Raw genomic sequence first — 12,240 nt, forward strand, 5'->3', positions numbered from 1 at the left:
GGGCGGGCGCGTCAGGCGAGGTCGAGGAGCTGCTCGTAGAATCCACCGAAGCCGCGCTCCCGGTCGACGAGGTGCAGTTCGAGGATCCAGTGGCAGGTCCGGCCGGCGCGGTCGGTGCGGCGCAGTGGGGTGTCGTTCTCGGGGGTGATGTAGGAGTCGGCCTTGGCGCCGTCGTTGGTCTCGTGGGGGAACTCTCCGACGAGGTGGCCGGCGTGCCAGATGCCGACGGCCCAGCCGGCCTCGGCGGCCAGCCGCTCGACCTCGGCGTACAGCTGCCGGCCGGTGATGTCGGGACGAGCGGCGAAGTGGGCGCGCCCGGCGTCGAAGATGCGGGGCAGGTCCGCGAGCATGCGGTGCTTGTGCGGGTCGTCGCCGAAGACGTAGGTGCGGCCGAAGTCCGCCTCGTACTCCTCGAAGATCGGGCCGAAGTCGGCGAAGGCGATGTCGTCGGGGTCGATGAGCCGGTCCGGTGGGGTCTCCCGGTACGGCAGCAGGGTGTTGGGGCCGGAGCGGATGATCCGCTTGTGCCAGTGCTTGGTGGTGCCGAACATCTCGTTGGCCAGATCGCGGATCAGGTCGCTGGCTTCGCGCTCCCCGCGCCCGGGCACCACGAGCCCGCGTGCCTCCACCTCGGCGAACAGCGCGATGGCCTTCTCCTGCGCCGCCACCAGCCCGTGGACGCGCCGTTCCTCCAGTGCGTCCGTCGTCCCGAGCGTCACGAGGCTTCCCTCCGTCGTAGTGGGCGCACGGCCCGGATGGGCCCGACCCGGGGGCGCGCCTGCGCGAGCGCGTGCCTCCGAGTATGCGCATGCCCCTGTGCGGACGCATGCGCATGTGATCCTCAAAGGAGCGGACGGCTCCGGGTGGCAGTTCGCCGGGCACGGCTTCAGCCCCAAGGGACACCAACTGGCCGTCCACCCGCGCGCCGCGCTCACCTTCTACTGGCCCGAGCACGAAGCCGTCTCCCTCGCCGACCGGGTCCTCGTACTCGACCACGGCCACGCCCTCCAGGACGCACCGCCCGCAGAGGTGACCCGCAACCCGCGCTCCCCGTGGGTGGCCCGCATGCTCGGCCGCAACGCCTGGCCCGGAATCACCACGGCGGACGGGCTCACCCTCGTCGCCGGCGGCTCCGTCGTGGTGGCGGAGCCCGGGGCGGAGGGCTCGCAGGCGCTGGCCATCGTGGCGCCCGAGGCCGTCTCCCTGCAACGCGAGCAGCCGTCCGGCAGCCCCCGCAACGTGTGGCCCGGCACGGTCCGGGAGATCACCGCGGCGGGCAGCAGGCTCCGTGTCCCCATCACCTCGCACGCCGCCGCCGACGTCGTCTCGGAGATCACCCCGCAGGCGGCCGCCGAGCTGGCCATCGCCGACGGCACCGAGGCGTGGTGCAGCGTCAAGGCCACCGAGATCACCCTCGTCCCCCCTCTGAGCCCGCTGGGATCCGACCGGGTGGACACCATCCGCCCCACCCGCCTCACGGACCGGAGCGCATCTGGTATATGCGGCCCCCATGTGGGCATGCTTGCGCAGATACAACTTGAAACAGGTCCACCGGCTCGAATGCGAGGACTTACGTATGGCGGTGGTCGTCACGCAGCACGCGGCCGGACCCGCGCCGAACGCCGTGCGCCGGCTGCTCGCCGCCGCGGGGCTGAGTTCCCGGACCGTCCTGCCGCTGCCCGCGGGCGACGCCGGGCCGTCCGCCCCGTCAGCCGATCTCAGCGGCGTCGAGGGTGATCGTCCTGGACCCCGCCGATCCGGCCTTCGTACGGGAGGCACTCGCCGCGGAGGTACCCTCCCGGACCCGTCCGCGGCCCTGCGCGAATGGGCCCGCGTCACGGCGGTCGACGGTGTCCTGCTGCTCTTCCACCCGTCGGGACGCGCGGAGCGCGCCGCCCGGCACGGCCGCACCCCGGACCCCGGACCCCGACGACCTGCTCACGGAGGGGTACCCGCGGAGCGCGCTGGGGTACGCGGGCTGGCACCTGGCGGAGTACGAGGACGCCGCCGGGCACTTCCTGGCCCGCGCGGTGCCGCGCGGCTGACCCCGTACGCCCTCGCTCAGAGGGGATGTATCCGGTCGATGCCGTACCAGTCCGAGATGCAGGCGGCGACCCAGTCCCGGTCGTAGTCGGAGGTGAAGAAGGGCTCGGCCAGGGTTGCGATGTGCAGGGGCCGGTAGCCGAGGTCGGTGGCACCGGCAGCGACCTCGGTCCGGATGCGGGAGTTCTGGGCGTCCCAGGCCACCGCCCGGGTGACCGTGGCCGTGGTGAGCTGCTTGACGTTCGGAACGAGCACGGCCAGCGAGGCCAGCGCCAGTCCGGTCGCGACGACGACACCCGCCGGCAGGGCCGTGGCCGCGGCCCCCCGGAGCGCCAGGAACCGGCGGGCCCACACCCCCAGCAGCACCCCGTAGACACATAGCGCCAGTTCCATCGGCACGAGGTAGTTCGTCCAGGTACGGGCGTACGTCCACCCGGTCGGTCCGTAGCCGCTGCGCAGGCCCAGCACCACCGCGAACGACCCCAGCACGACGACGGGCACCGGAAGCAGCAGCAGGGCGACGAGCATCCCCCGCGGGACGTCCCGGCCCGCCGCCCGCTTCACGGACGCGGATGCCGGTGCGGATGCGGATGCTGGTGCTGGTGCTGGTGCTGGTGCTGGTGTAGATGCGGATGCGGATGCGGATGCGACGAGCCCGGCCCCGAGGCCCAGCAGGACGCCGACGGCGGCGGCTCCGAGGTAGGCCCACTGGCCGGTGACGGAGTCCCACATGCGCAGCCAGTCCTCGTAGGTGCCGCGGAGTTCGTCCGCGGAGAGCATGGACTCCCGGGGCGGTTGCTGGGCGCGGCGCCACCGGGCGCCGGGGGACGTGTAGAGCACGGTCAGACCGCAGACGAGCCCGGCGCACCACAGCAGGCACCAGGTGAACGGATACCAGGTCCGCGCGAGCTTGAACGGGGGCGGCGTCAACAGGGCGAGCGCGCCCGCGAGGAGGCCGCTGACCAGGGCGAAGGACTCGCTCAGGGTGCCGATCGCGAAGCCGATGAGGAGGGCGGCGGCGAAACCGCCCGCACGCACGGCGGCCCGCTGCTGACGGACGGTCCACACGGCCAGCAGCAGCGCCCACGCCCCGATCACGCTCGGAACGGTGTGGGAAATGCTGGCCGGCGCCCACAGCAGTACCTGGTAGCTGCGTGTTCCACCGAAGTAGACCAGCGCCTGGACGGCCAGGGCGCCCGCGACCAGGAGCAGCACGCGTGGTCGGCGGCCGAGGTGGCGCAAGAGCTGGATCCCCAGCAGGACCAGGCCGACGGTGAGGGCGACGACGATGACGGTCGGCAGGAGTTTCACCCCGGCGAGGCCGTCGCCGTAGATGATGCCGCTGAGGAAGGCGTTGGTGATCCGGCCGTTCTGGGTCGCGTAGAAGTCGTGCGTGATGCCGAGGACTCCCAGGTCGCGGGACTTCCAGGCGGCGCACCAGTCGTCCGAGGTGGGCCGTACGTACAGCCCGAGGAAGCAGCCGACGGCGATCAGCGCCCCGGCCGCCGCCGCGAGGCAGCCGCCCGCGACCGGCAGGACCCGGCGGACGAACCGGCGGTTGCCCTCGGTCGAAGCAGTGCTCATTCACCCGTCCTTCGCAGCGACGCGCGGCCGTTCCGGTCACCCCAATGTGCCCGGAACGCCGTCCGGCGGCATCCGCGAGGGGTCCCGCCCGGACGGGTCCCCGGCCCCTGGTCCCCCGCGCCGCCGGGGCGTTCGCGCCCCCGCGGGACCGCGGCTCCGCTACTCCGTGCGAGAACTCCGGGCCGCGCCCCGGCCCTTCGCTCACCCGGGCGGCGGTATGTCGTGGCGGGCCGCGCGACTCCGGCCGACGATGGCAACTCCGGGGGCCGAGCGCGCGCAAGCCCGACAGAAGGAGTGGCGATGCCTGCTGCCCTGCTCGTTCGATGGGCGGCCGTCACGGCATCCCTCGCGAGCGTCGCCCTCCCGGTGTGGGCCGCGGCCGGCCCCGTCGGCCGCCCCGCCGACGAGGAGCGGCCGGTGTTCTTCGTGCGGCCCCTCGGACACCAGATCCGTGGCGACGCCGAGGGCAACTACGCGCCGCTGTCGATGCTCGCCGCCCCCACCGTCGGGCTCCTGGCCAACGCCGACGCCGCCGAGGGGATCCCGCCCGCCGTCGCCGAGGGCGCGCGGTACGTCGAGCGCAGCTACGTACTGCGGCAGCTGTCCGGCCGGTGGAGGTACCTTCCCGCCGGCCGGACGGCATCGGTCGTGGCGGCCCCGGAGGATCCGACGGCCCGGCTGCAGATCGCGGAGAGCCGCGCCTGGCTGGCCGCCGGCCGGGTGCCGGGCCGCTCGCCCGTGCAGCGCGCGGCGGCCGAGCGGGCCCTGCTGGCCATGCGCGGCCTGCTCCGGCCGAACGGGGCCATGGCGGCGGGGTGGTCGCACGGCTGGATGTACTCGTGGCCGCGCGACTCCGGCTTCGCCGCCGCTGCGTTCGCGCACACCGGCCACGACGCCGAGGCCTACCGGATCCTGCGCTACAGCGCGGCGACCCAGCGCGAGGACGGCACCTGGGAGGCGCGGACGAAACTCGACGGATCGGGCCCGCCGGACGGCAGGAAGTGGCAGCTCGACGCCAACGGCTGGGTTCCCTGGGCCGCCTGGCAGTGGTACCGGACGGCGCCGCCCGCCACCCGAGGCGCCCGGCTGGCCGGCCTCTATCCGATGATCCGCAAGGCGGCCGACCGCTCGGCTGCCTCCCTGGGGGCGGACGGACTGCCTCCCGCCTCCCCGGACTACTGGGAGGTGATGACCACCACGACGAACATCGGTACGGCCGCTCCCCTGCTGGCCGGGCTCAACGCCGCCGCGGACCTCGCCGGAGAGCTGGACCGGCCCGGGGACGCGGCCCGCTGGAGCCGGGCCGCCGGACGGCTGTCGGCCGGGATCGCCAAGAGGTTCGCCCCCCTGGGCTATCAGCGCACCGTCGACGGACAGCACGGGCGGGACAGCGCGGTGGCCTTCATGGCGCCGCCCTTCAACACGGCCCCGGCCGACCTGCCCCGGGCGCTGGAGACCACGTACGAGGCGCTGCTCCTGCCGAGCGGCGGCCTCACCCCCGGCAACGATCCGACGGCGCCCTGGGGTGCGAACGCCTGGACGCCCAGCACCTCGTTCTTCGCCCTCGCATGGGCCGGTACGGGGAAGCCGGCGAAGGCCGCGCGGGTGCTGGACTGGGTGCTCTCCAAGCGGAACTCGCTCGGGGAGCTGCCCGAGAAGGTGGACCGGCAGGGCCGGCCCTCCTCGGTCGCGCCGCTGGCCTGGACGGGCTCGATCGTCGTCCTGTCCCTGGTGGCACTGGACGGCGGGGCGCTCGCCACACCACCGTCGGATCCGGATCCGGATCCGGATCCAGGTCCGGGTCCGGGTCCGAGCCCGGGTCCGTAGGGGTGTCTCAGACGGGATCCGTCCCGTCACCGGGCGGCGGAGCGGTGCGCAGGCGCTGCAGCTCGGCGATCAGGCGCCGGTAGGCGAGCTCTTCGGCCTCGACCGCGTCCCGGAACGGGATGTGGTCCGGGTCCTGTCGCGATCGGGCCTCCCGGGCGGCGGTGATGCGGAGCTCCCGCGCCCGGTCCAGTTCGTTCATCGCGGCCACGGTCTCGACATCGAGCAGCTTGTGGTCGAGGACCTCGGCGAAGGCCCGCTCCATCGGCGCGGTCAGTCCGTCGAGCTTCAGTGCGCAGCCCGCCGGGGTCGCCGCCGGGCCGCAGCCCTCGTCAAGGGCCCGGGACAGCGAGGTGAGGGCCGTGCCGAGCTGTGGGTATTCCCACTCGGGCACGGTGTCGTCGCCGCATCCGGCCACCAGGGCCGTGACGGCGGTGCAGGCGACGAGGGCGGCCGCCGCGCGGTTCGTTCCCGGTTCCCTGCACCTCCGTCGGCCGCCCCGGCCGAGCAGCCCGGGCCGCCCGCGTCGGCACGAGATGAGAGGAGGGGTCATGGAGCCCCGATCGCCCGTTGGTCCGAGTGCGGCCGCCGTGACACCGCGAGGTGGTCTGCCCGCCATCCTCGCCCGCCCCGATCGGCCCTGCCACCCGGCGGGCCCGCAGGTCACCGAGGGGGCTGTCCCCCGGCGACGCTCGAGCCGGGGCGTCCGGCCTGTGCGAGCGTCCAGGGCTGGACCGCCCGGTGCCACGGGTTGGGGGTCCGGCTGCCGACCGGTTCGGCGCCGCCCGCCGGGGCGCTGGTGATGACGTGCAGATCCGCGTCCAGGCCGAGGGCCGCGGCGACGGCCGTACCGGCCCCCTCGGCCACGCCCGCCGGGGCGCCCGTGTACAGCATCTGGGACTCCTGCCAGGCCTGCGGGCCGCCGATGCCCGCCACACCGACCGTCCCCGCGCCCGCGCGTCCCGCGAGCAGGTCGCCCGCGATGCCCACCGCGCCGTAGCCGCCGAGGCCGCCGGCCTCGGCGACCGGGGAGAACTCCGGCGCGGCCCCGTCGGCGCGGCCCAGGCTCGTGGCGACGCTGCCGAGGCCGGGCCTGCGGAAGAACAGGCGGACGCCGTCGCCCTCCGGGCGCACCGAGAGCGCGCCCGTGGTCTGCGGCAGGCCGGTCGGGAAGGGGCCGCCGTACGGGGCGCCCTGCGCCGGCCGGACCCAGGCCAGCACGGACCCGGCCGTGGCCGCGTACACGTGGCGCCGTCCCGACGCGTCGGTCGAGGCGACCGGGTCGCCCTGGAGGCCCGCGCCGCCCAGGGCCCGCCACGCTCCGAACGCGCCACCGGGCGTCGCCTGCTCCCGGGCGCGCAGCGTACGCCGGGAGTCGCGTACGTACACCGTCATCCGGCCCTCCGGATCCACGGCGACGGCCGGCCCGCTGATCGCCGACGTGCCGGACCGGTCCGCGGTGTCCGGGGTGCCCAGCGACTGCCACGGACCGAATCCGCCGTCGATCTCGGCCTGGACGGCGTACACGATCTCGCGACCGTAGTCCTGGGGCGTCGCGCCCAGGGTGGTGCGGGTCGCGAACACGGCGATCCTGCCGTCCCACAGCCGGACGGCCGAGGCCCCGGAGTCGATGCCGTCGCCGGTCAGGAACTCGGGTCCCTGCCAGGGGGCCTGCGGGCCGCTGCGCGACCAGTACGCCATCCGGCCGTCGAGGGCGGTGAAGGCCCAGAGCCGTCCGGAGACGCCCTCGGCCATCCACGACGTGCCGTCGCCGCGGCTGTAGCGGATGGTCTGGCTCCAGCCGGCCCCGGCGGGCCGGGTCGCGGTCTTGCGGTCGCCGCAGCCGGCGGTGCTGCCGCACCAGTCCTGGTGGTCCATCCAGGCGTAGGTCTCGAGGTAGCCGAGCTTCTCCTCGGCCGTCTGCGGGTCGAGCGTCGGGGGGAGCGAGCTGTTCGGGTAGCTCACGTAGTTCTGGACCGAGAAGTGCGGCCGGTCCGCGGTCTGCGCATAGCGCTCGGCGGCGGCCTGCACGAAGCGGGCGCCGTACATGTGGTCCTGGTGGTCGAGGAAGGCACCGCCGCCCTCGGCCCGGCCGGGGGTCGGGTCCTGCGTCCGTATCGTCGTCGGCCGGTACGCGTCGAACACGCCCGCTATGGCGGCCACGGCCTGGTCCTTCGTGTACGAGAACCAGTTCTTGACCGGGGTCCCGGAGGTGAGCTGGGCACCCAGGGCGGGGGTCCGGCCGTCCCACAGGCCGCGGAGGCTGTCCGGGTTGTCCCCGGAGATGCTGCGGGCCTCGCGGAGCTCCATCCAGACCAGGTTGACCTGGGGCCTGGAGACCAGGACGTCCACCTCGGCGCTGCCGCCCCCGGCGGTGGGTACGGCCTTGCGCTGCCAGGCGCTCGTGCGGTCCCCGGTGGCCATCTGTGCGTACGCGGCCCGTATGCCGTTCTGCCGGGCCTCCGCGTAGGCGGCTCGGTCGGCGGGTCCGGCGGCGTCCTGGAGGTGCGGGCTGTGTGCCTCGTTCCTGCCGTCGGACTCACCGGAGGTCAGGTAGACGGTGGTGACCTTGATGCCCGTCGATATGGAGCGGCTCAGGTCCGGGTTCATGAAGAAGAGGTCGTCGTCGGGATGGGCGACGACCTGGAGGGCGGAGCCCTCGGTGACGCTCGGGCTGAACACCACCTCGGGGGCCGCCGCCCGCTGCTCGGCCCCCTGCGTCCCGTATCCGTAGGCCCAGGTCGTCACCCCGGCGACGCCGACGGAGAACGCGGCGAGCAGGGCCGCGAGTCGGGTGCGGCTGGCCAGGGACATGTAACGCGCCTTGGAGGTCGGTCCGGTGCGGGAGTTCCGTCGGGGAGGTCGGTCGGTGTCCCGCTGGCTCCACTGCTTCCGGAGACGACCGGGGCCGATTATGTCCCGCACGTTTGCGGCTGACACACCATCAAGTCGCTTATGACGGGAAAGCCAGTTGTGCTCGAAATGTGGAGAGAATGCCCTATTTGTCACTCATCGCGGGATATGCCCGCTAAACCGGTCCGAATCGGCGTATGCGCTGGCCACGGGCCGGTTCGCGCGACGCCGACGGGCCGGCGAGCGCGTCGGCCCGCCGAGCCGGCGGCCACGCAAGTGGCGCATCGCACACCGCCCGTGCCGTGCCGGGAGTCGGCCGGGCCCCTCGCCGCACGTCGCCGCAGCCGGATGACCGGTGAAGGAGGCCCGGAAAACGCACAGGCGGTCCGGCAGCCCCGGCCGTAGCATGGATAAAACGGCCATAAACGCCACATTTTTCGTATCCCTTTCGGGTGGACCGAGTCGCTCGACCGGCGTGAGGACGTTCGATGCCGACGAAGCGCACCAGGGCCCGGCACCCGCGCCGCGGGGTCACCGCGATCACCGCTCTCGCGGCCACGGCAGCCGCGTGCCTGCTCTCCGGGGCCTCGAGTCCGGAGCGGCGGGCACCCGCCGCGGCCGCGGCTCCCTGCCCCACCGCGCCCTCGGACAGCTTCTGGCACGCACCCGTGGACGGCCTTCCCGTCCACCCGAGCTCCGACCGGTACGTCGCCTCGATCGGCGCCGCCGAGCCCCTCCACCCGGACTTCGGATCGGGTCTCGTGGAGGGCCGGCCGTTCGGCATTCCCATCACCGTCTCGGACACGACGGTGCCGGAGTCCAAGGTGACCCTGGACTACCCCGAGGAGAGCGACACGTCCGGCTACCGGATCCCGCCGAACGCCGGAATCGAAAACGGCCCGGCGAGCGACGGGGACCGGCACGTCATCGTCTGGGACCGGGCCCTGTGCAAGTCCTACGAGCTCTTCGACTCCGAGCGGCAGGGCGGCGGCAACGCCTGGCACGCCGGCTCGGGCGCGATCTTCGACCTGCGGTCGAACGCACTACGGACCGACGGATGGACATCGGCGGATGCCGCGGGCCTGGCCATCCTCCCCGGCCTGGTGCGCTACGACGAGGCCGCCGGCGGGCGGATCGACCACGCGATCCGCATCACCGTCCCCCGCTCGGACCAGAGCTACCTCTGGCCCGCGCGGCACCAGGCGGGCACGGCGGCGGACAGCTCGCTGCCCCCGATGGGGCTGCGGCTGCGCCTGAAGAGCTCGGTGGACACCTCGCAACTGGCCCCGCAGGCCAAGGCGGTGGCCGAGGCGCTGAAGAAGTACGGGGCGATCGTGGCGGACAACGGCTCACCCTGGTACATCACCGGCGAGGAGAGCTCCCGTTGGGACAACTCCCAACTGGACGGACTCAAGAACTTCAAGGGATCGGACTTCGAGGCGGTCGACGCGTCCGGACTCCAGCAGTCGCCGGACTCCGGAGCCGTCGCACCGCAGTGAGCGCGGACGCCGGCGGGTGGGCCGGTGGTGCCGGGCATCGCTCAGCGCTTCAGCATCTTGGCCAAAACTTCAGCGGGTTATTCAGCATCTTGTGCATTGCTTCAGCGGCTGCCGAGTGGAGCGCCAGCTGATCTTGGTGGTGGAAGTCGTACGTGGGCGTGTCTTGTACGACTTGGCGGGCGACCAGGCGTTCGAGGAGGCCGGGGGGAGGACGTAGCGCTTCGTGCGCAACGGCATGGACAGGGGCCTATACGCCATCCACTTCGGCGCACGTGTGACTAGGAAGCGTCGAGGCGTTCGGTGAGGCGGCCGTACAGCTCGGGGCGGCGGGTGCGCATGAGGCCGAACTCCAGCCAGTCCCGCCGCTGGTCGAGGTCCAGGTCGGCGACGAGTACGGCCTCGCGGTCGCGCGGGGCGCGCAGCATCACGCGGCCGTAGGGGTCGGAGATGAAGGAGGAGCCGTAGAAGGTGGAGCGGCCCTCGGTTCCGACGCGGTTGGGCACGATCATGAAGAGGGCGTTGGCCAGGCCGTTGGCGCTGATGGCGTGCTCCCACATGGGCCGGGTGTCGAAGTCCGGCAGGTCCACCTCGGAGCCGATGGCGGTGGGGTGGACGAGGATCTCGGCCCCGGCCAGCGCGTAGGCGCGGGCCAGCTCGGGGAACCACTCGTCCCAGCAGGTGGGGAAGCCGAAGCGGGCCCCTTCGTGGGCGAGGACGGGGAAGCCGCTGTCACCCGGGCGGAAGCACAGGTCCTCGCGGTAGCCGGGGAAGGCGGGGATGTGGTTCTTGCGGGTCCGGGCGATCAGCTTGCCGTCGAAGTCCACGCAGACGGCGGTGTTGTAGCCGAGACCGCCGTCCTCGGCGCGCTCGTAGAGGGAGGCGTGGACGGTGATGCCGAGCTCGGTGGCGAGCTCCGTGGCGAGGGCGACGGTGGGGCCGCTCTCCACGTCCTCCAGGTAACGGGCGGCGCCGTCGGCCATGGGGTCGTCGGTGTTGCAGAAGTAGGGGCTGCGGGTGAGCTCGGGGAGGCAGACGACCGTGGCGCCCTGCCCGGCGGCCAGCGCCACGCCCTCGCGGAGCCGGTTGTCGTGCTCGGCGGCGTCCGCGTACCAGCGCATCTGGACGAGGCCGACGCGCAGCGGCTCGCGTTCGCCGGGCTGGGTGCGGCCGGGGGAGCCGAGCGGGGATCCGAAGGAGGTGAGGAGCGCGTACGGGGTCACGGGCGGTCTGCTTTCGAGAGGTCGAGGGGTCGAGAGGTCGAGGGGGAGGGTTCGGCACCCGCCCCGCCGCTTGTCTGGCTGAATTTTCAGTCAGAATGCGGGATACGGAAAGGATCAGTCAAGAGGAGAATGCCGGAACGTTCCGGCAGAACATGAATGTAGACCGTGCCGGAACGTTCCGGCAAGGCCGGACCCGAACGTCTAGAATGCGGCGCGTGACCCCACCTGCCGTGACCCTGCTCGATGTCGCCCGCGCCGCCGGCGTCTCCAAGAGCACCGTCTCCGACGCGCTCCAGGGCTCCGGGCGGGTCGCGGAAGCGACCCGGGACCGGGTCCGCGAGATCGCTGCGGAGCTGGGCTACCGCCCCAACAGCGCCGCCCGCCGACTGCGCCGCTCCAGCACCGGAGCCATCGGCCTGCACCTTCCGCAGACCGCGACCCGGCTGGACTACTACATGAACCTGGCCTTCGGCGCCGTGGAGCGCGCCCAGGAGGGGGGCCTGGACGTGGTCCTGCTCGCGCCGGCCGGCGCCGCCTCCGGCCCGCTCGCCTCGCGGGTCGACGGGCTGCTCGTGATCGACCCCGAGGTGGGCGACAGCGCGGTACCCGGACTGCTCGACGCGGGCGTCCCGGTGGTCACCGGCGAGCGCTACCTCGGCCCCTCCCCCGCCCCCTCCGGCGCGGTCGTCTGCGACAACGCCGCCTCACTGACCGCGCTCCTCGACCACGTCCGCGACCGCGGCGGCCGCCGCCCCGCCCTCCTCGCCCCCGAGGGCGCCTCCGCCTGGGCCGCGGCCCTGCGCCGGGCGGCGGCCACCTGGGGCGCCTCGTACGGCTGCGAAGTCACCCTGCTCACTGTGCCGTTCGCGGCGACCGCCGCCGACGCGGAGGCCGCCACCCGCGAACTGCTGGCAGCCGACCCCGCAATCGACGCCGTGCTCTGCGCCCCCGACGGGGCGGCCCCCGGAGCCCTGCGCGCCGCGGCCGCCCTCGGCCGCACGGTGGGCGCCGACCTGCTCGTCGCCTCGTGCGTCGACGGCGCCGCGAACCGGGGCGCGAACCCACCCGTGACGGCGGTCGACCTGCGCCCCGCCGCGTACGGTCGGGCCTGCGCGGAACTGCTCTGTGACCTCCTCGCCGGCCGCGCGGAGCCCGACACCGTCCGGCACCATCCCTGGGCCCTCGAAACCCGGCCGTCCACCGCCGGAACCCGCTAG

The 12,240-nt window shown here is 73.7% G+C and carries 9 protein-coding genes and 2 pseudogenes; 6 read left to right on the plus strand and 5 right to left on the minus strand.

All coding sequences use genetic code 11. The features are described from left to right. Positions 1-11 precede the first annotated feature (11 nt). Positions 12-719 carry a M24 family metallopeptidase gene (locus tag ACIQZO_RS04540; protein WP_403619986.1) on the minus strand — a complete coding sequence of 236 codons (708 nt, stop codon included), beginning with the start codon at positions 717-719 and terminating at the stop codon, positions 12-14. Between ACIQZO_RS04540 and ACIQZO_RS04545 the strand changes: the two are divergent. From ACIQZO_RS04545 to ACIQZO_RS04555, 3 genes and pseudogenes are all read left to right on the plus strand, one after another. After that, a pseudogene (locus tag ACIQZO_RS04545) lies at positions 646-942 on the plus strand (hypothetical protein); the annotation flags it as partial. The gene ACIQZO_RS04540 and the pseudogene ACIQZO_RS04545 overlap by 74 nt on opposite strands. A 12-nt stretch (positions 943-954) precedes the next feature. Further along, a pseudogene (locus ACIQZO_RS04550) lies at positions 955-1,422 on the plus strand (TOBE domain-containing protein); the annotation flags it as partial. A 428-nt stretch (positions 1,423-1,850) separates the two neighbouring features. Further along, a complete protein-coding gene (locus ACIQZO_RS04555) occupies positions 1,851-2,045 on the plus strand; it encodes a hypothetical protein (protein WP_403619990.1) in 195 nt (64 codons plus the stop codon). A 16-nt stretch (positions 2,046-2,061) separates the two neighbouring features. Here ACIQZO_RS04555 and ACIQZO_RS04560 read toward each other — a convergent pair whose 3' ends face one another. Beyond that, positions 2,062-3,627 carry a hypothetical protein gene (locus tag ACIQZO_RS04560; RefSeq protein ID WP_403619992.1) on the minus strand — a complete coding sequence of 522 codons (1,566 nt, stop codon included), beginning with the start codon at positions 3,625-3,627 and terminating at the stop codon, positions 2,062-2,064. Between the two features lie 300 nt (positions 3,628-3,927). Between ACIQZO_RS04560 and ACIQZO_RS04565 the strand changes: the two genes are divergently transcribed. Next, a complete protein-coding gene (locus ACIQZO_RS04565) occupies positions 3,928-5,454 on the plus strand; it encodes a hypothetical protein (RefSeq protein WP_403619995.1) in 1,527 nt (508 codons plus the stop codon). A gap of 7 nt (positions 5,455-5,461) precedes the next feature. On the opposite strand, the gene ACIQZO_RS04570 is transcribed toward ACIQZO_RS04565, so the two are convergent. Together ACIQZO_RS04570 and ACIQZO_RS04575 are read right to left on the minus strand one after the other, a co-directional pair. Beyond that, complete coding sequence (locus tag ACIQZO_RS04570; protein WP_403619998.1) at positions 5,462-6,004, minus strand: hypothetical protein; 543 nt, start codon at positions 6,002-6,004, stop codon at positions 5,462-5,464. A gap of 110 nt (positions 6,005-6,114) precedes the next feature. Continuing rightward, the gene (locus tag ACIQZO_RS04575) at positions 6,115-8,265 is read right to left on the minus strand and encodes a PIG-L family deacetylase (RefSeq protein WP_403620002.1); all 2,151 of its coding nucleotides are present in this window, start codon (positions 8,263-8,265) and stop codon (positions 6,115-6,117) included. A gap of 527 nt (positions 8,266-8,792) precedes the next feature. On the opposite strand from ACIQZO_RS04575, the gene ACIQZO_RS04580 reads away from it, so the two are divergent. Beyond that, complete coding sequence (locus ACIQZO_RS04580; protein ID WP_403620006.1) at positions 8,793-9,803, plus strand: hypothetical protein; 1,011 nt, start codon at positions 8,793-8,795, stop codon at positions 9,801-9,803. 278 nt (positions 9,804-10,081) lie between these two features. Here the strand turns inward: ACIQZO_RS04580 and ACIQZO_RS04585 are convergent, their stop codons facing one another. Continuing rightward, positions 10,082-11,023, minus strand: a complete 942-nt coding sequence (locus ACIQZO_RS04585; RefSeq protein WP_403620009.1) for a nitrilase-related carbon-nitrogen hydrolase — start codon at positions 11,021-11,023, stop codon at positions 10,082-10,084. Between the two features lie 215 nt (positions 11,024-11,238). Between ACIQZO_RS04585 and ACIQZO_RS04590 the strand changes: the two genes are divergently transcribed. Then, the gene (locus tag ACIQZO_RS04590; RefSeq protein ID WP_403620012.1) at positions 11,239-12,240 is read left to right on the plus strand and encodes a LacI family DNA-binding transcriptional regulator; all 1,002 of its coding nucleotides are present in this window, start codon (positions 11,239-11,241) and stop codon (positions 12,238-12,240) included.

Origin of the sequence: Streptomyces sp. NPDC097617, from assembly GCF_044761485.1 — a bacterium.
In the GTDB taxonomy this organism is placed as follows: domain Bacteria; phylum Actinomycetota; class Actinomycetes; order Streptomycetales; family Streptomycetaceae; genus Streptomyces.

What these genes read in the sequence shown, in the direction of transcription:
- ACIQZO_RS04575 (WP_403620002.1), bottom strand. Translation starts at nt 8,265, where the DNA reads ATGTCCCTGGCCAGCCGCACCCGACTCGCGGCCCTGCTCGCCGCGTTC.
- ACIQZO_RS04560 (WP_403619992.1), bottom strand. Translation starts at nt 3,627, where the DNA reads ATGAGCACTGCTTCGACCGAGGGCAACCGCCGGTTCGTCCGCCGGGTC.
- ACIQZO_RS04565 (WP_403619995.1), top strand. Translation starts at nt 3,928, where the DNA reads ATGCCTGCTGCCCTGCTCGTTCGATGGGCGGCCGTCACGGCATCCCTC.
- ACIQZO_RS04570 (WP_403619998.1), bottom strand. Translation starts at nt 6,004, where the DNA reads ATGACCCCTCCTCTCATCTCGTGCCGACGCGGGCGGCCCGGGCTGCTC.
- ACIQZO_RS04580 (WP_403620006.1), top strand. Translation starts at nt 8,793, where the DNA reads ATGCCGACGAAGCGCACCAGGGCCCGGCACCCGCGCCGCGGGGTCACC.